The following is a 24,083-nucleotide window of genomic DNA, read 5'->3' on the forward strand; positions in this document are numbered from 1 at the left end:
ATGGGGGCCTTATTTGGTCTCAAATGACGGCCAAAAAATTCTAACGAACCCACAGGGCCTTATTCAGTGAATTTCAGGTCCGTTGGGGCATGTTTTCTCCGAATAAGACCTGCTGGGTTCGTTAGAGTATCGAGCGGCGAGCGCAAAAAAGCCTCCCGTCGTCTCATCAGACAACGGAGAGGCTCCCTTCCACTTTTACGCCGATTGGCGTGCTTCCACGGCAGCAACCTTCTGCTGCTTCGCTTTGCCGACGAACAGCGCAAGCGGGAATGCAACAGCAGCGATTAAGGTTGCCAGCAGATATACATCGTTGACACTCATCGTGAACGCCATGTTCGCGATGTGCAGCTCATTCGTATCGCCGGCCATCGCGAGATCAGTACCGTGTTGAACGGAACGCGACGCAAGCAAGGTGGTGAAGATCGCAATCGCGAAGGAACCGAATACGTTACGCGTCCAGTTGGAGATCGAGGAAGCATGACCAACCAAGTGACGCGGAATTTGCTCCATCGCCGCGTTGCTCGCAGGCATCATAACCATCGCGATGCCGAGGTTACGAACCGTCATCCACCAAAGGATGTAGGAATGAGAAACGTCGATACTGAGCCAGCTAAGCGTCAGCGTACCGAGCGCAAGCAGCGGGATGCCCATCGCCATCAGCCAGCGCGGTCCGATTTTGCCATATAATTTGCCGACAACAGGCATAATAAGAGCCATAGCCAGCGAAGCCGGAAGAAGAATCAGCCCCGTGTCCATCGCAGACACATGCTGAATGCGCTGCAGGAAGATCGGCGTCAGGAATGTACCGGAGTACAAGCTGATCGTGAGAACAATCGTAATGATTAAGTTCAGCGTATAACGTCCGTTCTTAAACACATGCAAATTAAGCAGCGGAGTATCGGTCGTAAGCTCCCGCCAAATGAAGAGTACCAGCATCACAACACCTACGACGAGAAGCGAAATAATCCGGCCCGAATCCCAGCCCCAGTTGTGACCTTGACCAAGCGCAAGCAGCAACGAAGAACTGCTGACAAGGACGGTAATAAACCCGATGCCATCGAAGCTCTTCGGCACACTGAGACGATAGAATGGAATAAAGGCAAACACCAGCACGATCGAAATCAAGCCGATTGGAATGTTCATCAAGAACAGCCACTGCCAAGCGAAATTCTCCAGCAGCCAGCCGCTGAACGTCGGTCCGATTGCCGGAGCCATCATCGCAGCAAGCGACCAGAGCGCAATCGCCATCGCTTGTTTCTCACGCGGAACCACTTGATAGATAATAGCCATCGATGCCGGCAAGATCAAGCCGCTGAATGCGCCCTGCATAACACGGAATGCGATAAGCGAATACTCATCCCAAGATGCGGCACAAAGCACAGATGCAACAACGAAGCCGATAAGCGCGAATAAATAAAGCCGCTTATAGCTGAATTTCTCTCCCAAGTATCCAACGATCGGAGCCAGTGTGCCCATCGCCAGCATAAAGCCCGTCAGCGTCCATTGAATGGAGCCGAGCGTGGTATGAAAATGGTCCTGCAAAATCGGCAGCGCAATATTAATCGTACTCGATGCCAAAACACACAAAAAAGAGCCGACAAAAATCGCCGTCATAATCGGCCAAAACTTTACTTTGTCCTGCTGCTCCTGTTCAGTCAACTTCATTTCCCCCTCAATACCAGAGCATCTTCTCAAACAGGCACCTCTCCCGGCACCGTTGCATATATGTCGGTATTTACATATAATCAAAACCAATGACAATCATATACCACTACCAATAATATGTCAAAACTAACATATGGGAAGGACATCCTATGAACACCCTTGCTTATGGGCTCCTTAGTCTACTCTCTTATTCTCCTGATTCAGGTTATGACCTGATGTTAAAAATCCAGTCCTGTTGGCCCGCCAAGCACAGCCAAATCTATCCGCTCCTCTCCCAGATGGAGAGCGAGGGCTATGTTCGGCACGTACTCGTCACCCAAACCGATAAGCCGGATAAGAAGGTTTATTCGATAACCGATAAGGGTCGCGACGCCCTTCGCGCCTGGCTGACTGTACCTGCCAACGACCCCGTAATACGTGATGAGCTTATACTCAAAGTATTTGCCATGGATCAAGGTGACCCGGACGATATGAAGCGCCAGCTGGAGCTTCGCATCAATTACTGCCGCGACAGGGTACACTGGCTGGATCGCAGAATCGAATTCTATTCCTCGAAGGAGCCGCCTCCTTCACGGGGCATGCGGCTGCTGCTGGAGAGAGGACGGTTCGCCACGCAGTCCGATCTGAACTGGGCGGAATGGGCGCTTGAACAGCTGGAAGACGAATCGTAAACAAGAAGAGCTGAGATCCGGCGGACAATGCCAGGGACTCAGCTCTTTTATCTTATAGAGATGCAATAAGCTGGTGCAGCCATGATCAAAACGGTTATGATGCTGATAGAGCTTCACGAGCAGACCTTGCCCGATAGGGCACAAAGGAAAGGAATACCGCACATGAGCTACCATCTGACGCAGTCCGCTATTCTTTCGATGTGCGGGCAGCTTTCCTATAAGAAAGGGGAATCCGCTTTCCGCAGCCGGAAAGTAGCGATTACCTATTATGATCCGGACGCCGCTCGATGCGAGGCGACAGTCAAGCTGCAGGAAACGTTCGAAGTCAGCATCCGTTTCGATGACGATGGCGATGTTGCCGCCAAATGCAACTGCCCCTCCTTATCTTCCTACGACAAATATTGCTCCCATGTCGCGGCCGTCCTCTTGCTCTTGTACGATGCGCAGCAGAGCGGCCGAGCTCCGATGGGAGGGGGTAGCCAAACCGCACAAACCGCACATGCCGGCAACAGCCCTACTTCCGGTTCTGCCTCCCTAGAGTCGAGCGGCGAGCTCGCCCGCGAGCTGCTCTCCATGTTCGCTCCGGCGAGCTCGCGGAAGTCCATTCGCAGCGCTCAGACTCAGTTCGATACCCGCGAACCGCTTGCCGTCACCTTCGTCTGCAAGCCGTTTACTTACAGCGGCGGCAAGCTGCTGCTTGGCATCGAGCTGAAGGTCGGAACGAAGCGGCCGATCATCGTACAGCAGATTCGCGAGTTTCTCCGTCACATTGAACTCGGCGAGCCGTTTACGATTGCGAAATCCTTTCACTATGATCCGCAGCTGCACAGCTTCCTGCCGGAAGACTTCGAGGTGATCCGGCAGCTGATTGCGGTGCTGCAGCAGGAACGCTTATACCAAGAAACATCGAGCATCTATGCCATACATGCGGCTCCGCTCAGCGGCCAGCGTATGCTGCCGATCCCGCCCGGTGCTTGGAAGCCTCTGCTCGCCACGTTGATCAGCGCGCCTTCGACGATGCTCGAGCAAGGCAATACCGCTTATCCAACCATTGCGATATCCGAAGAGCGGATTCCGCCACTAACCTTCGATCTCCGGCAGCTTCATGAAAGCGGCGCTCCAATTCGCGACCGAGGCAGCTATCACGTTCAAGCGCAAGGCTTGGACCAACTGGTCATCATTGAAGCCTACGGTCTTATTCTCGTGGATGGCAGATTTATCGAGCTGCCGCCAGCCGCTTGCCGCCGACTGGCAGTGCTGCAGCAGCTGCAAGAACGGTCCTCCTTGCCTTATATCCCGATCCTTCCGGAACAAATCGAGCCCTTCATGGAGCGCGTAGTGCCGGAGCTGCTGAAGCTGGGCACTGTCCATATCGCGGAAGACGTGTCGCGCCGCATCACGCATCGGCCGCTCAAGGCTAAGCTGTTCCTCGACCGCGTCCGGGACAGACTTCTCGCTGCGCTGGAATTCCACTATGGCGACCTGGTCATCAATCCGCTGGAAGCCGAGAGCGAGGTCCGTACGAACGGACCGATTCTCGTGCGTGATGGCGAGCAGGAACGCCAGATTCTCACGCTTATGGAAGAGGCTTCTTTCGCCAAAACGGAGGCCGGCTACTTCTTAGGTGACGAGGACAGTGAATATCACTTCCTCTACCATGTCGTGCCGCAGCTGGAGAAGCTGCTGACGGTCCATGCCACTTCGGCCGTACGTACACGCATCCATACGGGAAGCGTACCGCCGATTGTGAAAGTCCAGTTTAACGAACGAACGAATTGGCTGGATTTCAAATTCGATATCGATGGCATACCTGAGGCCGAAATTCGCAAGCTGCTTAAGTCCATTGAGGAGAAGCGCAAATTTCACCGCTTGGCAACCGGCGCTCTAATGCCGCTTGAGACGGAAGCGATGCAGGAAATCATTCGCATGATTAACGAGGCTCGGTTCACGCTGAAGGATCTGCGCGATTCCGGCATTTCCATCCCGCTCTTCCGTGGTCTGCATCTGATGGATACGCCGAGGCAAGGCAGCTCGGTCAAGCTCGATAAACCGCTCAGACAGCTGCTCGAGAATCTCCGAAATCCGGATAATCTGGATTTCGAACTGCCGGAAGGCATGTCCGGCGTGCTGCGGGACTATCAAAGCTATGGTTATCAGTGGATGCGGACGCTGGCCAGATATGGCTTCGGCGGAATTCTTGCAGATGATATGGGGCTTGGCAAGACGTTGCAGGCCATCGCGTTCCTACAATCGTTCCTACCGGATATTCGCGAAGAACGACTGCCCGCACTAATCGTCGCCCCCGCTTCCATCACCTACAACTGGCGAAATGAGCTGCGTAAATTCGCGCCAAGCCTTCGCGTCGCGATTGTCGATGGGACGAAGCAAGAGCGAGACGCAATACTGAGAAGAAGCTCGACCCTTGATGTCTTAATTACATCTTATCCGCTGTTGCGGCGGGACATCGAAGCTTATGCCGGCATGTCCTTTCACACCTTGATTCTGGATGAAGCGCAAGCATTCAAGAATTACACCACTCAGACTGCGCAAAGCGTAAAGCTGCTGAAGGCGCGTCATCATTTCGCTCTGACAGGAACGCCTGTAGAGAATCGATTGGAGGATCTGTGGTCGATCTTCGATGCGGTGTGCCCCGAGCTCTTCCCGGCAAGACGCGCCTTCGGCGATCTGCCGCGCGAAGTCGTCGCGAAGCGCTCGCGTCCGTTCTTGCTGCGCCGCGTGAAGACCGACGTTCTGAAGGAGCTGCCGGAGAAGATCGAGTCCACGCAGGTGTCGAAGCTGCTGCCGGAGCAGAAGAAGCTGTATGCCGCCTATCTCGCCAAGCTTCGCGAGGAGACGCTGAAGCATCTGAACAAGGATACGCTGCATAAGAATCGGATCCGCATCTTAGCCGGCCTTACCCGTCTGCGCCAGCTATGCTGCCATCCCGCCCTCTTCATCGAGGACTATGCGGGCAGTTCAGCCAAGCTGGAGCAGCTGCTGGAGCTGATCGACGAATGCCGCGAAGCAGGCAAGCGGCTGCTCGTATTCTCGCAGTTCGTGGAGATGCTGAAGATCATCAAGCTGGAAATGCAGCGGCGCGAAATCCCCCATTTCTACTTGGATGGCAGTACGCCGTCCTCGGAACGAGCTGAGCTAAGCACAAGGTTCAACGATGGCGAGCGGGATTTATTCCTCATCTCGCTGAAAGCCGGCGGTACGGGACTTAACCTCACGGGTGCAGACACCGTCATTCTCTATGACCTCTGGTGGAACCCTGCCGTAGAGCAGCAGGCCGCCGACCGCGCGCATCGCATCGGACAGAAGAAGGTCGTCCAAGTCATCCGACTCGTCTCCGAAGGCACAGTCGAGGACAAAATGTACGAGCTGCAGCAGCGCAAGAAGAACCTCATCGACGAGGTGATTCAGCCCGGTCAAGAGGCGCTCTCTGCCCTCACCGCCGAGGAAATACAGGAGCTGCTTATGATCGAAGGATAGCTCCGCAGCACAAAAAAGACCGACTCCCCCGCGTAACGGCTACGCGTTCGGAATCGGTCTTTTTTCTACTTAGGAATCGTGCCGGGCGGCATTGAGCTCAATCACATTACTATCGGGATCGAGCAGGAAAATCTGAGAGAAACCCGTGATACTGTTACGGTTGTGACGATGCGGGATGCCGCACTCATTCAGCCAATCGATTGTTTCGTCAAAGTCGGCCACGCGAATCGCAAAATGTCCGTCCCTCGTATCAATGCCACTGGTGCGCTTCGTCTCGCCGTCATGTACGAGCAAATGCAGCTGCTGACCACCGCCGCCAACGGCATACCAAGCCCCTTCAAAATCAAACGCCGGCCGCTGAATCTCCTGTAAGCCGATCACATCTCGATAAAATGCCTTCGCCCGCTCGATATCTGTAACGATCAAGCTCACATGATGAATGCCCTCGTGGTGAATCATCGCGCTCGTTCACCGCCTTTTTCCCACCATTATAGCATCATTTACTGAGGCTCTGGCAGCGAAAATCGTTTCGTCCACGTCTTCCCGCCGTCAACGGTCCGGTAGACGCCGGACTTCGACAGGCTCGTTACCGCCAGATAGCCGGTAGTCGGCGACACGAACGAAAGCTTCCCTTCATACCCGGGCACAGCTATCGGCAAATTGCTCCATGTCTTGCCATCATCCAGCGATCGGCCGAATTGCAGATTATCCAGCGCTCCGCTGCCGGCTGCCAGGAATGCCCCTTGGCGCCCAAGCACCGCCATATCTGTCGGCCTTCCCGCCGGTCCTTCAAGTGTACCCGCAGGAGCAACCGGTCCCGGCGCCGGTCCGCCACCCGCAGTAGGATGCGAGATCACTTGCTTCCAGTGCGCGCCTGCATCCGCGGTATGGAACAACGAGTAGGACGTCTGCGACATCCCGGAATCGCCAACCAGCAGCACCCATATATCAGAGCTGTCCGTGCCATAGATGGCTCCGCCATAGTTGAGGGATGCTTTGACCTTAAGGGAATCGGTCCAGTGGCGACCGCCGTCAGTCGTGCGCTTCACCTCATACCCGCCGGCAGCCAGCACCGTAATGACCCAGCCTTTATTTTCCGTTACGAAATGAACATAGCGGGAGTTCGGCGGTGTCGTCAATTTGGTCCATGTTTGGCCGCCATTCGTCGTCTTGAAGGTGAATGCACGCGTAAACCCGTAACCCACTTGCTCGTTCAGAAAATCAATCCGCTCAAAACCATACTGCCCTGTAGGCACCCATGTATAGTCGCCGCCGCCATTTGTCGTTTTGAGCAGCGTATTCTGCTTCGTTGCACTCGTCTTTGCCAGCACATAGCCAACCGAATTGGTCAAGAACTCCATCTGGCTGAAGCTCAGCTTGCCTGTGTTATAGATGGCTTGCCAGTGGCAGCCCCCGTCTGATGTGCCGATCATGAAGCCGTTCCCGGCCGCGCGTCCGATAGTGGCGCCTAAGAACTGAATCGCCTGTATATGCGGAGCGTTCGTATCCGTCATCGCCTGTAAGTTCAATCCATGATTATCGGTTCTGCAGGCTGCGGAAGCCTCCGGTTCCGGCGCTGCCGCCTGTGCAGAAGCGTTATACCTCGCCGGCACCCATAAAGATGTCCCAAGCAGCACGGCCATCACCCACATCGCAACTCTTCTTCCTCTTCTCATCAACATCGCCTCATATTCGTAAATTACCCAACGTTCCCCATTCTCTATCTCTTCTTCCTCTGACGAGTGAACGAAGCGGCCGGTTGCAGGACACGGAACCAAAATCTAACACTGCTTTTACAATTCTCACATCTTCCTCTAATCATTCGTTGCTATACTGGGTTCAACTAAACCACGAAGGAGCTGCACCAAATCCATGTCCACGTCTACGTCTACGAATTCCAGCATCATCTACACCACCAGGTTGAGCGAAAGTGACACCATGACCAACAAACTGATTTACCAAGTGAAACAGAATCAACTGTCAGATCAAGAGCTAAACAGACTTCAAACCCGCTGCAGTAAAGAACTAAGCGACCTGCGTAACGAACTGAACGTCTTGCTTCAAGAGCTTCGCATGATCGCAGATCGCAATACGGACAAGCCCCTTTCCCCTTCGAAAGCTGCCTAATCCTCGTTTTCATTCTTATCTACATGTTCATCGACCTATCCTCTACACCTACAACCAAACCCTGACTAAGCCAAAACAAGCCCGCGGTCACATAATCAAGTGCCGGGGCTTGTTTGCTTCTATTATTCACCTGCGATATTCCAGCGATGACGATATTGTTCCAGCTTAGGATGCAGCGATTGCGATGGTTTAGATGCCAGCAGCAATCTTAATTTGACGATCCACTCCTCGAACGAAGAGTAAGAGGCGAACAAATTAGCCGTCTCCGGCGTGATATACAAGAAGTAGGGGGATGGGTAGGACTCTGCCAGATGGCGCAGTGCCGCTTCGATCGGCGTATATTTCTTCCGCTTGCCTTCCAGCCCCTCTATGACAATGGTTAGCCCTCCGCTGTCTCTTCCGCCGACCTCATGCTGAGCTTCAAGCTCACGTTTCCAATCATGCAGTCGATCCAGCCTTTTATAATAAGGCAGCACGGTTTCCTTCGTCATCCGTCTGATTGTCTCTTCATGCAGCGGGTACAGCACCAGCTTGGCAAAACGATGCTTTACCGCCGTTTCCACGGCAAAAGCAAGACTCTCGTTTGACATCCGCTGGAAGGAATCATACACAATCATGGTTCCTTTTAGCTGCTCCTTAGGCGGCTCATAGCCATATGGAACGGTCTGGCCAATTTGATTCAAATCCGATCTCCTCCCTCCCAAGGTACTCTTTACCTGCTTGCTGTACTGAGTATACCCCGGCATTTGTGAATTGATGTCGTACTTGCGAAGGTTAAAACGTTTTAATTATGAGTCTAGCGACAAAGTTGCATAGCCCACTCCCACTTATTCTAACGAATCGTAGAAGTCTTATTTGCCCGAAAATAACCCCTTCTCAGATGTAACGAATCGTGGGGGTCTTATTTCGGGACCCCTTACTTATCATAACAAATTCCATATATTGACGCTCTCAAATCGGTGTGCTACGTTAGCCGTATAAAACGTTTTTAGAGGGTGCGAGCGATGAGAAAGTCAGACCGCAGCGTCACGATCAAAGATATTGCGCGAGAAGCCGGCGTATCGATTTCTACGGTTTCTTTCGCCTTTAATGGCACCGCACCTGTCGCACCTGATACGAAAGACCGCATATTCGAGGTTATCAAACGGCTGAACTATCAGCCAAACTCTGCAGCCCGCGGCCTTGTCACACGCAAGACGAACAATATTTGTTTGTTTACGCCTCAGCCTGCTTCTAATTTCTTCTCCTTTGCAGGCAACAGCGTGTTTCCCCATCTGCTGCAAGGCATAGGCGAGATACTGGATCAGAAGGATTATAATCTGCTGATTTCCTGGGATAATCAAGGCCATAAAGCCAAAACACCGAAGCTCATCAAGCTGATGCGCGAGCGTGCGATGGACGGTGTGCTGATCTGCTTGCCTAGCCACGATTCCTCGGTCATCGAAGAGCTGCTGGGCCATCATTTTCCCGTCGTCATCATTGGCAGCAATGGTCTGAAGAACCAGGTCAATTCCGTCGACGTCGATAATTACGATATCGCCTACCGCAACGTGCAGCATCTACTGGCGCTCGGGCATACGCGAATCGCATTCATCAGCCCGGGACCACTCGAATTTCTCGTATGTGAGGATCGGCTTGAAGGCTATCGTGGCGCCCTTGAAGAGGCAGGAATTCGGTACCGCGATGAGTACCTGTTTATCGGTGATGAGCTTGAAGGAAGCGGCTACCGCGCTGCGAATGCTTTGCTTAGCTTGAAGGAGCCGCCGACTGCCATCGTATCCGGACGGGATACACAAGCTGTCGGGGTGTACGAATATGCGAGGGAGCATCGCATATCCATCCCGGATGACCTCGCACTCATCAGCTTCGAGAACTCCGAGCTCGCCGAGAAATACGGTATTTCATCGGCGACAACAGATCTGCATGAGATCGGCAAGGAAGGCGCGAGGCTCCTCTATAAACTGCTCACCCGCAAGAAAGAACGCAGCGCTCAGAATATCGTCATCCCGTCGGAGCTTATTATTAGGTCCAGCTGTGGCGGCGCGAATCAGAAGATAGATAAGATAACCCATTCCCGGAGGTAGAACTCGCTATGTTTAAACATGCACGCCCCATCTGGCCGGAAGGGCTAGAGCAGGAAATGAATTGCACCGGCGGCTTTAGAGCTCAGTTTCAAGGGATTGGGACGGAACGCCGGATTGTAAGAATCACGGCTTCCTCCCGTTATCGCGTTTATGTGAATGGGCATTTCTGCGGGCATGGCCCGGCGGCAGGACCGCACGGCCATTACCGCGTCGATGAATGGGAGCTTTCGCCGAGTGTGGTGCAGGAAGGTCTGAACAGCGTCGCCATTGAAGTCGCGGGCTATAATGTGAACAGCTTTTACACGCTTGACCAGCCTTCTTTTGTCCAGGCAGAGGTTGAGCTTGATGGCGTTGTCGCAGCTGCGACAGGTGATTCGGCTCGAGGTTTCGACGTGTTCGTGCTTCCGGAACGCGTGCAGAAGGTGCAGCGTTACAGCTTCCAGCGTGCTTTTATCGAGGCGTATCAGTTGGATGCGCATGTTCATGAGTGGCGCACAAACGCGGATTCGATCCCCGCTTCCCCGGCGGCTTCGAGTGCTATTATGGAAGAGAAACAGCTTCTGCCGCGGCGGGTAAGTTATTCGGACTTTACGGTCAAAGCTCCGGCTGCCATCGTTGCCTCCGGCACGGTTGCGAAACGCGCCGATGGCGGGGCTGACGCAAATTCCCCTTGGCGGGACCGTGCGTTAACCGGAATTGGCCCCTTGTTCAAAGGCTTCGAGATCAGCGAGCTGGCGCTCCTGCCTACGGATGAGTTGGGGGAGCTCGAGACGAGCCTGCCCAGTGATGCGGCAGCCGTTGCGTATGATGGGCAACCACTTCAATTGGGCACACAGGATACTTCGATACTGGCTTTTGACCGCAATCTATCCGGGTTTATTGGCATTCAGTTCACATGTGAGCGTGCTTCGCGCATTGCGATTACATTCGATGAGATTCTCTTGCATGGCGATGTCGATCATCTGCGGCTGGAATGCTCGAACGTCATCCATCTCGCCTGCGAGCCTGGTGCTTATGCCTTCGAATCGATTGAACCGTATACGCTGAAATATATGAAAATCATCGTTCTCGAAGGTGACTGCCTTCTCTCCGGCTGCACCTTACGGGAATATGCGAATCCGGATGCGGATCGCGCGAATTTCAGCAGCTCTGATGAGGCACTAGGGAAAATCTTCGAAGCAGCGAGGGAATCGTTCCGTCAGAATGCGGTTGATATTTTCATGGACTGCCCTTCTCGTGAACGTGCCGGCTGGTTGTGCGACAGCTTCTTCACAGCACGTGTTGAGGCCGATTTGACCGGACGCTCCGTCATTGAGCACAATTTCCTTGAGAATTTTGCGCTGCCGGAGCATTTCGCTCATCTGCCTGAGGGCATGCTGCCCATGTGTTATCCCGCGGATCATTACAGCGGCGAGTTCATTCCCAATTGGTCGCTGTGGTTCATTATTCAGCTGGAGGAATTCCGTTCGCGCGGCGGGGATGAGGCGCTGATTCGTTCCCTGCAGCCGCGAGTGGATGCGCTGCTGCGTTATTTTGAAGGCTTCCATAATGAGTTTGGGCTGCTGGAGAACTTGGAGAGCTGGGTGTTTATCGAATGGTCGAAGGCGAACAGCTTTGTTAGCGGCATTAACTTCCCTTCCAACATGCTCTACGCCGGGGCACTGGAAGCAGCAGGCCGGCTTTACCATAACGACGATTACTTGGCGCAAGGGGTCGCACTGAAGCAGGTCATTCGGGAATTTTCGTTCGATGGGAAGTTCTTCGTCGATCAGGCGATTGAGAATGCGGATGGCGAAATCGAAATGACCGACAACCGCACCGAAGTGTGCCAATACTACGCTGCCTTCTTCGGGATTGCGGATGCCGAGACGCAGCACGATTGGTACGCGAGCCTCGTTCACGATTTCAGCCCGAGCCGCGGCGCGGAGGAACCAACCATCGCCGATATTAGCGAGATCCATCCAGCAAACGCGTTTATCGGCTATTATTTGCGCATGGAGCTGTTATCGCAATTAGGCGCCTCCGCACAGCTGCTGGAGGAGATCAAAGCTTTCTTCGGCTTAATGGCTGAGCAAACCGGTACGCTCTGGGAGCATAACCGTACGACTGCCAGCTGCAACCACGGCTTTGCCTCCCATGTCGTACGCAGTCTGTACCGCGATGCGCTTGGCATCGAATCGCTCGATCTGAAGCGGAATAAGCTGTCGATCGTCTTCACGAACACGTCGCTGCAATGGTGCAGCGGGAAGCTGCCGACACCGGAGGGGCTTGTCGAACTGGAATGGCGCATCGAGGATGGCGAGCTTCGTTACCGGATATCGGCACCGCCGCAGCTTACGGTTGAGGTGCGTAATTTCAGCGGGAAGCCGCTTGTTCGTGAGGAGTAGGAGGAACGAGTATGTCGCACTATGAGCACATGTACAACGAAATCGGCGATCAGCTGGTCGTAAGCGATGAAGTCGTGAAGGGCAGCATGTTCGGCGCAAAATGTTTGAAAATCAACGCACCATCACGCATCATCACGACCATCACACCTCGCACGTGATTGAGAAAATGCTGCCTTTCATGCAACATTTATCGGGAAATGGTGGCCTCACGGAGGAAATGTTGCGCTAACTACAACATTTTCATCTCATCAAGCCATATATGGGCCATTCTTCATTGAAATGCTGCCATTTGTGCTACATTGGGCTCCATTTACCCACCGATGAGGGTGAAATGTTGCATTTCCGGCATCATTTCCGCCTCCAACAGCCCGGTCCGCTCGCACAAAACAAAAAGCTGCTCCAAAAGTCGCCTAATCGCAACTATTGGAGCAGCTTTTATTGATTACTTCGCGCTAAGCGCTCGCAGGCCAAGTGCCAACGCACCGCTCAAGCCGGCGTTGTCGCCAAGACCCGGAGGCACGATGTACTCGTCGATGCCGCCAAGCAACGCTTCCGCGCTGACGTAACCGTTCAGGTTCTTGCGAACCTCTTCACGGATGAGCGGGAAGAGATGCTCCTGATGCATAACGCCGCCGCCCAGAATAATACGCTTCGGCGACATGAGCAGAACCGCACTCGATACGGCCTGTCCAATATAGAAAGCCTCCATCGCCCAAGCCGGATGATCCACACCTAGCTCGCTGCCCTTCACTTTCCATCTGCCCTCAAGCGCCGGACCTGCAGCCATGCCTTCCAAGCAATCGCCATGATACGGGCAGAAGCCTTCATACGTATCCTCCGGATGACGACGCGTCAACACGTGTCCGCCCTCCGGATGAACCAATCCATGAACGAGCTTGCCTTCTGCATATACGCCGACACCGACACCGGTACCGATCGTGTAATAGAGACAGCTGTCCAGTCCGGCAGCCGCGCCCCAAGTTGCTTCACCGAGTGCAGCCGCGTTTACATCCGTATCCCAGCCAAAAGGAACGTCAAACACCTTGCGCAGCTCCGGCAGGAATGGATAGTTGCCCCAGCCCGGCTTCGGCGTTGTCGTAACATAGCCGTATAACGGACTATTCGGATCAATATTAATCGGACCGAACGAGCCGATCCCGATAGCTTCTACTTCTTTCTCACGGAAATACGCAATCACGTTCGCCAGCGTTTTCTCCGGCTGCTCGGTCGGGAAGCTCACCCGATCCAGAATTTCGCCTTTCTCATTACCGATCCCACAAACAAACTTCGTACCGCCGGCTTCCACCGCTCCAATAAGCATTATCCCCAGTTCCTCCCAGTCATAGTGTCACCATAATTAGTTTGTATACTATGCAAAATAGCAAAATTACCAGAGAACAGCAAGACTTTGTTCTAGATGATTCCGCTAAGCCAGCCCCATACCGCCTGCAGCGTCAGCCAATGGTTCGACAAGCCCATCCGATTCGTATACGGTGCATGCTCTCGAAAATAATCCGCATGTTTGCCAATAATCGGTACGCCGCATGCTCCGGCCGGCCCATGCTTATCCGGCTGCCATACAGGCAGGAAGCCGCGCTGCCCGCGAGCCCAGCCGCCGAATGTGCCCAGCCGGCTTATCTTATCAATCGCTCGGTCGCCAACAGACTCCGGCGACTCCGCGGTAGCATGAACAAACAGCACCGACTGCCGCAGCTCCTGCGCAATGCGGCATCGCGGCGAGCCAATCATCACTACCGGGCTCGGTGCCCCGCCCTCTTGCTCATGCAGAAGCTTCGCCGCTTGCACGGCTGCTACGCCGCCGCCGCTGTGGCCGATCAGAATCGTCCGGCCTCCCTGCAGCCCTCGGCGAAGTCGTCCGGCCTGAATCTCAGCGACCACGCGCTTCCCTCCAATGGAGCGAGCAGCATGCCGCGAACTAAGCCGCATATCACGCCCGATTTCCCAAAGCTGCGGGATGACGTTCCGGCTCCAATCCCCATAGGGGAAGAGCAGCTGCGAAGCACCTACCTCGTAGCCTTCTCGAGTCAGTATAGCATGCAGCGCAGCTCGAAAGCTCTCCATGAATTGCGGAGCGGTCGCCAGACCGCTCAGCAGATAGAGCGAGACCTCGCCTTTGGCAGGAGAATTACTCATGCGTTCCTTCCCCTTTATGCTCACGTTCGAATGTCATAGCCGCCGCAATCCGCTCCAGATCGCTGGGATGCGTATCCCGGAACCAGCGCACCAGCAGCGGCGGGTTAATATCGCTCAGCGTAATAACCGCAGTCTTCTGCTGCATCGAGATAGAGCCGTCCGCACTGCCGAGCAAATCCATCGCATAGGCATCAGCCGCGGATTCCGCGCCTCGCGACACGAGATTGCTAACCGGCAGCGACGCGAAAGACAGCACAGCGATAATCAGCAGCAAGAACGGCAGTGCCGTCATATCGGAGCGACTGCGAATGCCGAAGCGATCCCCGTAGCGGCGAATGCTCCATGTATAGATCCAGCCGCCAACAACAATAACCACAAGGGACGAACCGACAGCGCCTAGTGCGCTCCACTCTAAGTGGTGCATCACATAGTGCCCCATCTCATGCGCCATAATGAGCAGAATCTCCTGCTCGGTCAGCTGTTTCAGCGTCGTGTCCCACAGCACGATGCGCAGAGAAGAACCAATCCCAGTCACATAAGCGTTGATCGCATTGGTCTTGGTGGACATATCCGCCTCATACACACGATCAGCCGGTATATCTGCTTTGGCAGCGAGCTCCAGAATTCTTGCTTCCAGCTGCGGATTAGACAGCTCCGTAAAATGATTGTACAGCGGATCAATGACGACCGGCTGCACATACATCATGAACACCGTGAACGGCACCGAGATCAGCCACAGCTTCAGCCACCATCGGCCCTTGCGAGAGAGAATCCAGAATGCTACCGCAGAAACAGCCAGCAGCGTCACATACCCCACGCCAAAGGCAACCAGTTTATCCCGAATCCACCCCGGTACAGGCTGCGTCGTAATGCCATACGACTTCGACAAGCTATAGCCAAACACGCGAAGCGGCAAATATAACACAAACGAAGCCGCGTCAACTAGCAGCACGAATAGCGGAAACCGCACAACAAGCGGCAGCCCCCGGCGCTCCAATGCATCCCGCCAATAACGAGCGAGACCGCCGAAGAGCAGAAACAGATAAATCAGCCATTCCCATGGCCCGCTAATGAAGAATATCCAATTACGCAGCGCATTCAACACCGCACTGTCCTTCAGCTGCTCCGCGCTGAAGAATGTCGCCGGATCGGCGGCGGTCCCGACATACGCAGCCGGTACGTTATTCGGCGAGGTAAACCAGACATATACAGCCATCAAGACCGCATAGCCGGCCGTTAGTGCGATCCATTTCCATAACCCGGCGAACTTTCGCGAAGGCATAGAGTTACCACCTGCTTTTCCAATGTTTGGGATGAGATTATCATAGCACAGAAAAGAAGCCGACTCATCTTGAGCCGGCTTCCATCCACAAACACGAATTAAATAACTTCCCGCTCGTCATTGCCCGGCAAAGCTGGGAATGGCGCATGCGGTTCCGCTTGATACCAGAAGGTCGTAGAAGCGATATCGCTTTGCTGAGGCAGGTAGCGGCCGCCGGAACGCCAGCCCAGATCTTGAATCGTCACGCGCAGCTCGGATTCGAAACGAATCGGATCCTGAACATGCCAACGATACATTCCGAAACGTTGTTGGCTGCGGTACAGGCCATCCGGCTTAATGACTTGGTGCATACCGAGGAATGGCGTGGAGTAAACCCCATATTGTCCCTGCGGATGCTCCCAGTTCCATGCACCGCCGAAATAATCCTCCGTACCCGTTCCGCAGATCGTCGGGAACTCGCTGTCGCCGTCCATGAAGAACTTGATTTCGCCTTCGCCCCACCAGCCGGTGTTATTGACTTGCCAAGCGAGATAAGTACCCACGTAATGGCCTTTACCTTTAACGCCGTCAATTAACGTATGAACATCCTTGTAAGCGACCGGATTGCTTCTTCTCCACTGGGCGTGGAAATAAGCCATATCCTCCGGCACTTCCGTAAGGGTGTAATCGATTTGATAGTACAGGACAGCCTTGTCCGACTTCGACGTATTCTCCATTGTGAGGCGCGCCGAGCCGCGGAAAGGCATTTGCCAGTAGCTGTTCATGCCTCCGGCCGGATTAACCGCAACCGGGAACGAATTCACGTTGCAGCGCTCTTGCCAGCCGTTACAGAAGAAGTCGCCGACAGGTACTTCTACGGAAGGCGTCTCCTCATTGTCCCAATAAATGCGGAAGATCATATTTCTCCACGAACCGGGATGGCAGGTCAACCAAATATGTTGAATCGCACCGGGTCCGGTAATTTCGCCCATCGTTAATGTTTCTCCCGCCGCGATTTCGACGGATGGCGATACTTTCCAGCTGACTCCCAAATCACGTGCGCAGTTTGCGCCTGTACCCTCAGCAGCCATGGCGCCCTTGCCTGGCTCACCCGTAAAGTTCTCCGGGCTGATCGATCTCGTCTTCGCATTCGACAGTCTTGCTAGGTTTCCAATTCCCAAATCCAAACCATTAAAGTTATACAAGTCGCTGTACACTCCTCACGATAGAATGAAAACGGTTTACTTTTGTAACATGGCACCTATGCTACTCCCGCTTGGGACAAACTGTCAACGTTTTTTTGTAAAAAAAAGCAAGTCCACCCAACCGGCGGACTTGCTTCTTACTAACGCTGCATGAGCTCCTTCTGTTCCTTCCAGAAGGTATCCCAAGCCGTCAACGTTTCCTTCAACGTTGCTTCCCCGAGGAGCATCTGCTGTTCTGCTTTGGTCGAGCGTCTCTCCCATTCGGAATAGCTGGGGTATTGAATCGGAAGTCGATAGTACATGTATTTATCCGGGTTATTGTTCATTTCGATCAATGGTTTATAGGGACCTGTCATAAAAAACGGATCTGCAGCCGCAGTCGTGTGAATCGGCACCAATCCGTATCGTTTGCCCATAGAGATGTTCTGCTCCGGGCTCGACAGATACGCAATCAGCTTCCATGCCTCTTCCTTATGCAGCGATTGCGTGGGAATTCCCCAGCCTGCCGCTCCGACTGTAATTAACGCCTTGCCATTCGGTCCTGCTGGCATCGGGGCTGTGGCCCATGTGCCATGCGGCATCTTAGCCTGAAGCGTCTGAATGACATCGGAATCCTGGAGCAGCATAGCAGTCTGACCCGAGGTGAACGCATTGACCTGCTCTTCAAACCCAAAATACAACGACTCCTCCGGCGAGGCGTTCTTATAGAGCAGTTCAAATAACGAAAGTGCTTGCTCCGCTTCAGGCGACGAATACGCACTCGTGCCGTCTTTGCGGAAGGCGCCGTCATCCACATTCATCCCATCGCCATTGTACGTCCGGACCATCGTATCAAAGATCGAATTGGCTCCCTTCGCGCCGCGGAAGGAGAATCCGTAGCGGTTCTTGCTGCGATCGGTCAGCTTCACGGCCGTCTCATACAGCTCCTGCCACGTTGCCGGCGGCATCAGCTTCTGACTGTCGAACCAATCCTTGCGATAATAGAGCTGCCGTTCATACAGTCCGTTGGCCAGAAAATAAAGCTGTCCCTGCACACTGCCCACATTCAGCGGAATTTCCGCCACGGTCGAGAAATCCTTCCAGCTCGCAGCATACGTATCCAGGGGATCAATGTACTGTTTACTTACATAATCCGCAATATTAACATCCCGTACCTCGATCACGTCCAGATCTTGTTTAGCGGCAAGCATCGTTCGAATCGTCTCGTCCGCTTGGTCGAATGGAGGCGAGATTAACTCCACATGAATCATCGGGTTCTGCGCTTCGAATTTCGCAATTTGTTCTTTCAAGATGCCTGTTCGCTGAGGGTTCGTCAAACTTTCCATCATCTTAAGGGTAACCTTCTCCGATGGCGCATTCGCCTGCACCGGCTCGCTCCTTAGACTGCCATTCTCCGAACTCGAATTATTCTTGGCGCTGCAGCCTGTTACCATGGTCAACATCATCAATGCGTAAACAAACGGGCGCAGCTTTCTAGTAGGATGAACTCCCATGCTATAGCCTCCTGCCTGCATAACTGACATTTTCGACTAAACGATTCGCGCATTCCTCTGGTAAGAGAGGACGACTGAATATGTATCCCTGAACATCATCACAGTTCAATTCGCTCAGTAGCTTCACTTGTTCCATCGTCTCGACGCCTTCGGCCGTTACGCATAAATTCAAACTGTGCGACATGACGATGATCGCTCCGACAATCGCGCGCTCCTTCGGGTTCTGGATCATATCGTCCAAGAAGGACTTGTCCACCTTCAGTCGATGAATGGGGAAGTTCTTCAAGTAGCTGAGCGAAGAGTAACCTGTTCCAAAATCATCGATGGAAATTTTGACACCCAGCTCAGAAAGGCCTTGCAGCGTAAGAATGACCTTCTCGACATCCTGCATCGCGATCGATTCCGTAATTTCAAGCTCCAGATATTGCGGTGAAAGGCCTGTCTGTTGCAAAATGTTCGATACCGTTTCAATAATGCCGTTGCTCTGAAATTGATGAATGGATAAGTTGACGGAAACTTGTACCGCGGGTAATCCGGCGTCTTGCCATGCCTTATTCTGCTTGCAGGCTGTATATAGAATCCATTCCCCTATCGGAATGATGAGACGGGAATCCTCGGCGATCGGGATAAATTCAGCCGGCGAAATAAGTCCATGCTCGTGATGTCTCCACCTGACCAGCGCCTCGACACCGGCGATTCGTCCGGTTGCGAGCTCATATTGCGGCTGATACATCAGCAGCAGCTGCTCCCGCTCCAGCGCCTTGCGCAAATCCCGCTCCAGCGACAGGTTGCCGTATGACTTCTTATCCATCGCTGCATCGTAAAACCTGTGACTGCTTCGTCCGCTTTCTTTGACGCTGTACATCGCCATATCGGCATTCTTAATGAGCGACTGTCCATCCTCGCCGTGGTGCGGATAAATACTGACACCGATGCTGGCGGAAACAAACAATTCTTTATCCTGATAATAAATAGGCTGCTGGATGAGTGCTGCAATTTCATAAATAACCGTTTCAACCTCGTCATACTCACTGATTTGAGGCATTAATACAAGAAACTCATCCCCGCCGAATCGTGCTATGGTGAAGGCTTTATTGAGGTGCCGCTTCAGCTTATCCGAAATATCAACGAGCAGCTTGTCACCCGCACCATGTCCGAAGGTATCGTTAATGATCTTGAGTCGATCCAAGTCAATAAACAGGACGGCAAAACGCTGCCCATGCTGCTTGGCAATGACGATCTCCTTCTCCAAGAGTTCGTTAAACAGCTTGCGGTTGGCCAAATCGGTCAAATGGTCATGATACGCCATATAGCGGATCCTGGCATCACTTCGCCTGCGCTGGTACAAATAATTGAGCAAATACGTCACAATCGCAATGGTAAGCACGCTTGCGAGTGTTGTATTGCGAATTTTACGTGTATCCTTCACAAGCTCCGAGACCGGAATCACCGCCTCAACCTTCCAACCCGCGGTGGACAGCTTGCCGGCCACAATCAACTGCTGCGTGCCGTTCACCTTGATCGTAGCGGTATCGATCGTCGACAAGGAGGCATCCTTGTCTATATCGGTCCGGTTCAGTGCAGGAACCGCGTAAACCTCTCCTTCACCGGCACCACGCGCCGCGCTTAGCAGATGGTTGCTCCCATCTAACAGGACAATTTCGCCGCTGTCCCCAAGCTGTCTATCGGAGAGCGTATCATTCAACACACGAGTACTAATCTCGACCATGAGAAGATATCGTCGGCCGGAGCTCAGTGTCAAATTGCGGCTGATCGCAAACGACGACAAGCCGGACATGTAACCCTCGCTCTTCGTTTCATGCCATACGATCCTGCCTCCGGCCAAAGCTTGTTTATACCAATCGGTATGGGTGTAATCGATACTAGGTACATCAGGAGGGGTGGTCGTGATGACCTTCAAATCGGAATCCCGAGGCAAGAGGTGGACGGCCGTGATTTCGCCTTTGCTGAAGAAACGGACGGCAATGGTTGTTTTGATCGCATTCGAAGCGGTGTAACGTTCCAGCTGTCCGCTGCTGGTGCTGCTGTAATCGGCCAAATTGCTTAAGATCACGCCGTCTGTAATAAAGTTGTACGTCAGGTCCTCATAACTCCGTAACGTGAGGTTCAATTTATCGACAGACTGCATAACCATCTGCTGCGTCGAGAGCGTCATCTTCTCTTTCAGTATGGACTTGGACTGTGAGTAAGAGAAGAAGCTGATTCCGGCGACCAGCAAGGTAGAGCATAATAATATAAATAGAAAGGGCTTGAAATTCGCCTTCACAAACTCCGCCTCCTCAATCAGCATCTATATGTAGTAAAGCGGCATTTTCGACAAATTCCACCAAAAATCGTGCTTTTGGACTAATCTGATACTAATGTACCACACAGTCGTTAGTAAAGTTATTTAGTAACTGTTAGATTTCTATTTTTTCTCAAAAAAATAGAAAAAAAACGTTCCGATCTGTGAGGAAAGGAACGTTACTTAAGCAGTCGATAGAGGTCATCAACAGACCTCATCGCGTATTCGAACCGGACCGGCTCTCCATCCTCCAGAAGGACGAGACAAGGTACACTGGCGATTCGCCATTCATCTCGCAGGGTCGGTGAGAAATTGATATTCATCGTCCGAATCGGTGTCGTGCTGCCGGCTGCTTCTACGATTTCGAGCATGCGCAGCCCCAGCTTGCATGTCCCGCATAGCGGCGTGAAGAAGTAGATCGCTTCCCGCCCCTTCTTCGCTTTGGGCTGTCCCAGCCATTCCTGTTCGGTCATCTCTTGAAAAGCCATATGCATACTCCAATCATCTGCCTGTATTCGGCGTAGAACGGACGCTTACTTGCGCCCGTAATCCGCTTTAATCTCGCCCCACTGCTTCGTCTGCCACTTGAGTACTTTATTCGAATACGTATTGGTTTGCAGCCACTTGACGGCACGGTCTACCATGCCCCAAATTTCTGCCGTTGACGCATCCCTGACAAGCGTAGAGGATACTTCCTTCTGTCTCACCCATTTGAGTGCATTCATCGAATCGCTGTATACCGTCTTATTACTGCCAAGTTTCTTCAAATAAGCCAGTCCATGTACAATGGCGAGAAACTCTCCGAGGTTATTCGTGCCTTTGGATACCGGGCCTACGGCGAAGATCACTTCGCCCGTTTGCGTATCCACGCCTTTATATTCCACGGGTCCGGGATTACCGTTTGTGCCAACGTCTACGGAGATGCTGTTATAATCTATCTCTTCGCTGCCTGCTTCCGCTGCGGAGCTCTTCCGTTTAAAGTTCTGCCCGGAACTGCTCGAGGCGCTGCTGCTGCCTTGTCCCCAATGTCTCTTCCATCCGCCTTGATAGGCTTCGTCGGCTGCTGCCTTTGTTTCATAGGACTTGAATTTCGCATCGTCAAATCCGCTCGTTTGAGCCTGACACTCACTCCAATTGCTGTATACGCCTGGCTTTCTTCCTACCCAAACGACATAAAACTTCTGCTTGGCCACCTGCCTACACACCTTCTTTAATCAAAGATTCACTGCCATAGACCTTCATTTGATTCCGGCCCCGCTGCTTGGCCTCATAGAGTCCCTTGTCCGCATGCCGAACGAGCATCTCTTTGTCGATCAAGACCGTCGGCCTTAAGGCTGCTACACCTACACTAATTGTAACCGAGCTGCTAACGTGCGAAGCACGATGCGGGATACCCAGCTTCTTGATTTGATTGCCCAGCATGCTGCCAAACACCGCTGCATCTTCAATGTTCGTTTCCGGAAGCAGCACGATAAATTCCTCACCGCCGTATCGCGCAACAAATCCGCCGTTCGGCAGCGGTAAACTGCTTAGTACGCCGGCGACTTGCCGCAAGCAGGAATCCCCTTCTTGATGTCCATAGCTATCATTATACGCTTTAAAATAGTCGATGTCGCAAAGGATAACCGACAACGAAAGCGCCCCCTGAACAGCCAGCTCCCACTCTTTGTCGAACATTTCATCAAAATGTCGGCGGTTAGCAATGCCCGTCAGTCCGTCGACATGGGCTAGTTGAGAAAGCAGCTTATTCGTTTCCTGCAATTGCTGTTTCTCAAGCTTACGCTGCGTGATATCTCGGAAAATGACCATAACGGCAGGCTCGCCATTATATTGCATCCAAGATGCTGTCACTTCCACATCGATCGACTGCCCATCCACGCGCAAATAGACGCTCTCGAAGGGCCGCAGGACGTCCCTGTTCTCAAGCACTTGCTGGACATGCTTGCTTGCTCTTGCCAAATAATCCGGATGCACCATCGCCCGAAGCGGACGCTCCATTAACTGTTCGAGACTGCCATCGCCCAGAAATTGAACCGCCTTCTGATTGGCGAGTACAAGCTCGCTCTTCACGATAACCATAATCGCATCCGGCGACAGATCTACTAAACGGCGATAGCGGTCTTCACTTTCTTGCATGTCCTGCTCCGCTTTCTTCCGCCCGGTGATATCGCTGCCAACTATGATGACTTCCACCGTTTCGCCGTCTTTCCTAATCGGCATGACACTGTTCAGATAGGTATATCCCTTTAGCTCGGACTCGTATTGAAACTGTTCCCCTGCCCATGCCCGGTCGTATATGCTTCTAATATAGCTGTGCATACTCTCCGGCATGATATCTTCCATGGTCTTGCCAATGTCCGCTTGCGTCAGCCCGAGCCTATAGAATAGTTGGCCGTCAGCCATCGTGTAATGATAGCGGCCATCTACCTTCTTAATCTTAAACGTAATTCCCTGCTGCTCTCGCAGCAAGGTCGCATATTCTAACTGAAGCGCTTTGAACTGCGCCACCGCTCTGCTCATCCGAACGTAATAGAAGCGGCCCCCTAAGAGAGCCGCTGAAATTGCACCTATAATTGTGGTTGTACTTATCCAAGTCGTCATGTCTGTGCACCTGCTTGATAGGTTTATCAGTCATCATTCGACAACAATGGTGAATTTTCCTCTAAATGTAATATCGCCGATTGTCTACTCAACTTACGAACTGAGAGGTAACGTGGAGAGCTTAATCTCGCCTGTCTTCACACTCATAATAAGCGTACGGCTTACTTGGCCGCCGACTTCAGCCTTAATGGGCTCTATGTTCATGTGCTGCAGCATGAGCTGCACTTGCTCCAGGTTGCGGCTTCCGATCCGGAAGTAATCACGCTTCTTCGGCTGTGCGCCTCCGAACAGCTGGATAATCAGGTTGTGCTTGCGGCAGCCAAACTGCTCCACCATCTTGCGAATAAGTAATGGAACGCCTGTTGTGGCAAAATGTCCCGGTCGTTTAAGCTCGTCCTTCACGGAAAGCGGCTGCGGAAGCACAATATGAATTAAGCCCGCTACTTTCTTAACCGGGCAGTAAGCTGTAACCGCCACACAGGTGGACAGGGAGAAGGTTGTGATAGTCTCTACTTGGTTGCCTGAACAAACCCATTCTCCCAATCCAACGACTCTATTCATGCTGACTGACTCCTATCCCCTGTGGCGGCTACATTTGTTTGCTGCTCTGTCAGTATAGCAAGAAAATGTTAGAT

Annotated in this window: 20 protein-coding genes; 6 read left to right on the forward strand and 14 right to left on the reverse strand. The window is 52.9% G+C overall.

Translation table 11 applies throughout. From position 1 onward, the window contains the following. Positions 1 to 195: 195 nt before the first annotated feature. Positions 196 to 1,659 (reverse strand): MDR family MFS transporter, encoded by a 1,464-nt coding sequence (locus tag AC0YN4_RS23045; RefSeq protein WP_475782814.1) that lies wholly within the window; start codon positions 1,657 to 1,659, stop codon positions 196 to 198. Positions 1,660 to 1,814: 155 nt separating this feature from the next. Between AC0YN4_RS23045 and AC0YN4_RS23050 the strand changes: the two genes are divergently transcribed. Both AC0YN4_RS23050 and AC0YN4_RS23055 read left to right on the forward strand, forming a co-directional pair. Next, the gene (locus AC0YN4_RS23050) at positions 1,815 to 2,336 is read left to right on the forward strand and encodes a PadR family transcriptional regulator (RefSeq protein ID WP_475782815.1); all 522 of its coding nucleotides are present in this window, start codon (positions 1,815 to 1,817) and stop codon (positions 2,334 to 2,336) included. Positions 2,337 to 2,498: 162 nt separating this feature from the next. Further along, on the forward strand, positions 2,499 to 5,831 hold the full coding sequence (locus tag AC0YN4_RS23055; protein ID WP_475836866.1) for a DEAD/DEAH box helicase: 3,333 nt from the start codon (positions 2,499 to 2,501) through the stop codon (positions 5,829 to 5,831). Positions 5,832 to 5,900: 69 nt separating this feature from the next. On the opposite strand, the gene AC0YN4_RS23060 is transcribed toward AC0YN4_RS23055, so the two are convergent. Beyond that, positions 5,901 to 6,290, reverse strand: coding sequence for a VOC family protein (locus tag AC0YN4_RS23060; protein ID WP_475836867.1), 390 nt, complete (start codon positions 6,288 to 6,290; stop codon positions 5,901 to 5,903). A gap of 41 nt (positions 6,291 to 6,331) precedes the next feature. Continuing rightward, complete coding sequence (locus AC0YN4_RS23065; RefSeq protein WP_475836868.1) at positions 6,332 to 7,507, reverse strand: sialidase family protein; 1,176 nt, start codon at positions 7,505 to 7,507, stop codon at positions 6,332 to 6,334. 196 nt (positions 7,508 to 7,703) lie between these two features. Between AC0YN4_RS23065 and AC0YN4_RS23070 the strand changes: the two genes are divergently transcribed. Further along, positions 7,704 to 7,958: a hypothetical protein gene (locus AC0YN4_RS23070; RefSeq protein ID WP_475782819.1), complete on the forward strand. Its 255-nt coding sequence runs from the start codon at positions 7,704 to 7,706 to the stop codon at positions 7,956 to 7,958. Positions 7,959 to 8,080: 122 nt separating this feature from the next. On the opposite strand, the gene AC0YN4_RS23075 is transcribed toward AC0YN4_RS23070, so the two are convergent. Continuing rightward, positions 8,081 to 8,641, reverse strand: a complete 561-nt coding sequence (locus AC0YN4_RS23075) for a hypothetical protein (protein ID WP_475782820.1) — start codon at positions 8,639 to 8,641, stop codon at positions 8,081 to 8,083. A gap of 321 nt (positions 8,642 to 8,962) precedes the next feature. Between AC0YN4_RS23075 and AC0YN4_RS23080 the strand changes: the two genes are divergently transcribed. Genes AC0YN4_RS23080 through AC0YN4_RS23090 form a run of 3 tightly spaced genes read left to right on the forward strand, consistent with a single transcriptional unit; the run spans position 8,963 to position 12,587 of the window. Next, positions 8,963 to 10,042 (forward strand): LacI family DNA-binding transcriptional regulator, encoded by a 1,080-nt coding sequence (locus tag AC0YN4_RS23080; RefSeq protein WP_475782821.1) that lies wholly within the window; start codon positions 8,963 to 8,965, stop codon positions 10,040 to 10,042. An 8-nt stretch (positions 10,043 to 10,050) separates the two neighbouring features. After that, positions 10,051 to 12,429, forward strand: coding sequence for an alpha-L-rhamnosidase-related protein (locus AC0YN4_RS23085; protein WP_475836869.1), 2,379 nt, complete (start codon positions 10,051 to 10,053; stop codon positions 12,427 to 12,429). 11 nt (positions 12,430 to 12,440) lie between these two features. Further along, entirely contained in the window at positions 12,441 to 12,587 is a 147-nt protein-coding gene (locus tag AC0YN4_RS23090) for a hypothetical protein (protein WP_475836870.1), read from the forward strand. 284 nt (positions 12,588 to 12,871) lie between these two features. Here the strand turns inward: AC0YN4_RS23090 and AC0YN4_RS23095 are convergent, their stop codons facing one another. From AC0YN4_RS23095 to AC0YN4_RS23140, 10 genes are all read right to left on the reverse strand, one after another. Next, complete coding sequence (locus tag AC0YN4_RS23095; RefSeq protein WP_475782824.1) at positions 12,872 to 13,750, reverse strand: ROK family protein; 879 nt, start codon at positions 13,748 to 13,750, stop codon at positions 12,872 to 12,874. Positions 13,751 to 13,842: 92 nt separating this feature from the next. Beyond that, on the reverse strand, positions 13,843 to 14,583 hold the full coding sequence (locus AC0YN4_RS23100) for an alpha/beta hydrolase family protein (protein WP_475836871.1): 741 nt from the start codon (positions 14,581 to 14,583) through the stop codon (positions 13,843 to 13,845). Then, positions 14,576 to 15,865: a M48 family metallopeptidase gene (locus AC0YN4_RS23105; RefSeq protein WP_475836872.1), complete on the reverse strand. Its 1,290-nt coding sequence runs from the start codon at positions 15,863 to 15,865 to the stop codon at positions 14,576 to 14,578. The genes AC0YN4_RS23100 and AC0YN4_RS23105 overlap by 8 nt, the downstream gene beginning before the upstream one ends. Positions 15,866 to 15,963: 98 nt before the next feature. Beyond that, entirely contained in the window at positions 15,964 to 17,049 is a 1,086-nt protein-coding gene (locus AC0YN4_RS23110) for a glycoside hydrolase family 172 protein (RefSeq protein ID WP_475836873.1), read from the reverse strand. A gap of 140 nt (positions 17,050 to 17,189) precedes the next feature. Further along, positions 17,190 to 18,542 (reverse strand): ABC transporter substrate-binding protein, encoded by a 1,353-nt coding sequence (locus AC0YN4_RS23115; protein ID WP_475836874.1) that lies wholly within the window; start codon positions 18,540 to 18,542, stop codon positions 17,190 to 17,192. Position 18,543: 1 nt separating this feature from the next. Continuing rightward, entirely contained in the window at positions 18,544 to 20,829 is a 2,286-nt protein-coding gene (locus AC0YN4_RS23120; RefSeq protein ID WP_475836875.1) for a putative bifunctional diguanylate cyclase/phosphodiesterase, read from the reverse strand. Positions 20,830 to 21,026: 197 nt separating this feature from the next. After that, positions 21,027 to 21,335, reverse strand: coding sequence for a thioredoxin family protein (locus tag AC0YN4_RS23125; RefSeq protein ID WP_475782830.1), 309 nt, complete (start codon positions 21,333 to 21,335; stop codon positions 21,027 to 21,029). Positions 21,336 to 21,380: 45 nt separating this feature from the next. After that, entirely contained in the window at positions 21,381 to 22,040 is a 660-nt protein-coding gene (rnhA, locus tag AC0YN4_RS23130) for a ribonuclease H (protein WP_475836876.1), read from the reverse strand. 4 nt (positions 22,041 to 22,044) lie between these two features. Next, the gene (locus AC0YN4_RS23135) at positions 22,045 to 23,367 is read right to left on the reverse strand and encodes a diguanylate cyclase domain-containing protein (protein ID WP_475836877.1); all 1,323 of its coding nucleotides are present in this window, start codon (positions 23,365 to 23,367) and stop codon (positions 22,045 to 22,047) included. Positions 23,368 to 23,541: 174 nt separating this feature from the next. Next, a complete protein-coding gene (locus AC0YN4_RS23140; RefSeq protein WP_475836878.1) occupies positions 23,542 to 24,009 on the reverse strand; it encodes a chemotaxis protein CheD in 468 nt (155 codons plus the stop codon). Between the last annotated feature and the right edge of the window lie 74 nt (positions 24,010 to 24,083).

This window comes from Paenibacillus sp. J22R3, from assembly GCF_056269305.1.

Bases quoted from the DNA above. Each gene is read 5' to 3' on its own strand.
- AC0YN4_RS23050 (WP_475782815.1), top strand. From the start codon at position 1,815: ATGAACACCCTTGCTTATGGGCTCCTTAGTCTACTCTCTTATTCTCCT.
- AC0YN4_RS23055 (WP_475836866.1), top strand. From the start codon at position 2,499: ATGAGCTACCATCTGACGCAGTCCGCTATTCTTTCGATGTGCGGGCAG.
- AC0YN4_RS23060 (WP_475836867.1), bottom strand. From the start codon at position 6,290: ATGATTCACCACGAGGGCATTCATCATGTGAGCTTGATCGTTACAGAT.
- AC0YN4_RS23065 (WP_475836868.1), bottom strand. From the start codon at position 7,507: ATGAGAAGAGGAAGAAGAGTTGCGATGTGGGTGATGGCCGTGCTGCTT.
- AC0YN4_RS23070 (WP_475782819.1), top strand. From the start codon at position 7,704: ATGTCCACGTCTACGTCTACGAATTCCAGCATCATCTACACCACCAGG.
- AC0YN4_RS23080 (WP_475782821.1), top strand. From the start codon at position 8,963: ATGAGAAAGTCAGACCGCAGCGTCACGATCAAAGATATTGCGCGAGAA.
- AC0YN4_RS23085 (WP_475836869.1), top strand. From the start codon at position 10,051: ATGTTTAAACATGCACGCCCCATCTGGCCGGAAGGGCTAGAGCAGGAA.
- AC0YN4_RS23090 (WP_475836870.1), top strand. From the start codon at position 12,441: ATGTCGCACTATGAGCACATGTACAACGAAATCGGCGATCAGCTGGTC.
- AC0YN4_RS23095 (WP_475782824.1), bottom strand. From the start codon at position 13,750: ATGCTTATTGGAGCGGTGGAAGCCGGCGGTACGAAGTTTGTTTGTGGG.
- AC0YN4_RS23100 (WP_475836871.1), bottom strand. From the start codon at position 14,583: ATGAGTAATTCTCCTGCCAAAGGCGAGGTCTCGCTCTATCTGCTGAGC.
- AC0YN4_RS23105 (WP_475836872.1), bottom strand. From the start codon at position 15,865: ATGCCTTCGCGAAAGTTCGCCGGGTTATGGAAATGGATCGCACTAACG.
- AC0YN4_RS23115 (WP_475836874.1), bottom strand. From the start codon at position 18,542: ATGGGAGTTCATCCTACTAGAAAGCTGCGCCCGTTTGTTTACGCATTG.
- AC0YN4_RS23125 (WP_475782830.1), bottom strand. From the start codon at position 21,335: ATGGCTTTTCAAGAGATGACCGAACAGGAATGGCTGGGACAGCCCAAA.
- AC0YN4_RS23135 (WP_475836877.1), bottom strand. From the start codon at position 23,367: ATGAGCAGAGCGGTGGCGCAGTTCAAAGCGCTTCAGTTAGAATATGCG.
- AC0YN4_RS23140 (WP_475836878.1), bottom strand. From the start codon at position 24,009: ATGAATAGAGTCGTTGGATTGGGAGAATGGGTTTGTTCAGGCAACCAA.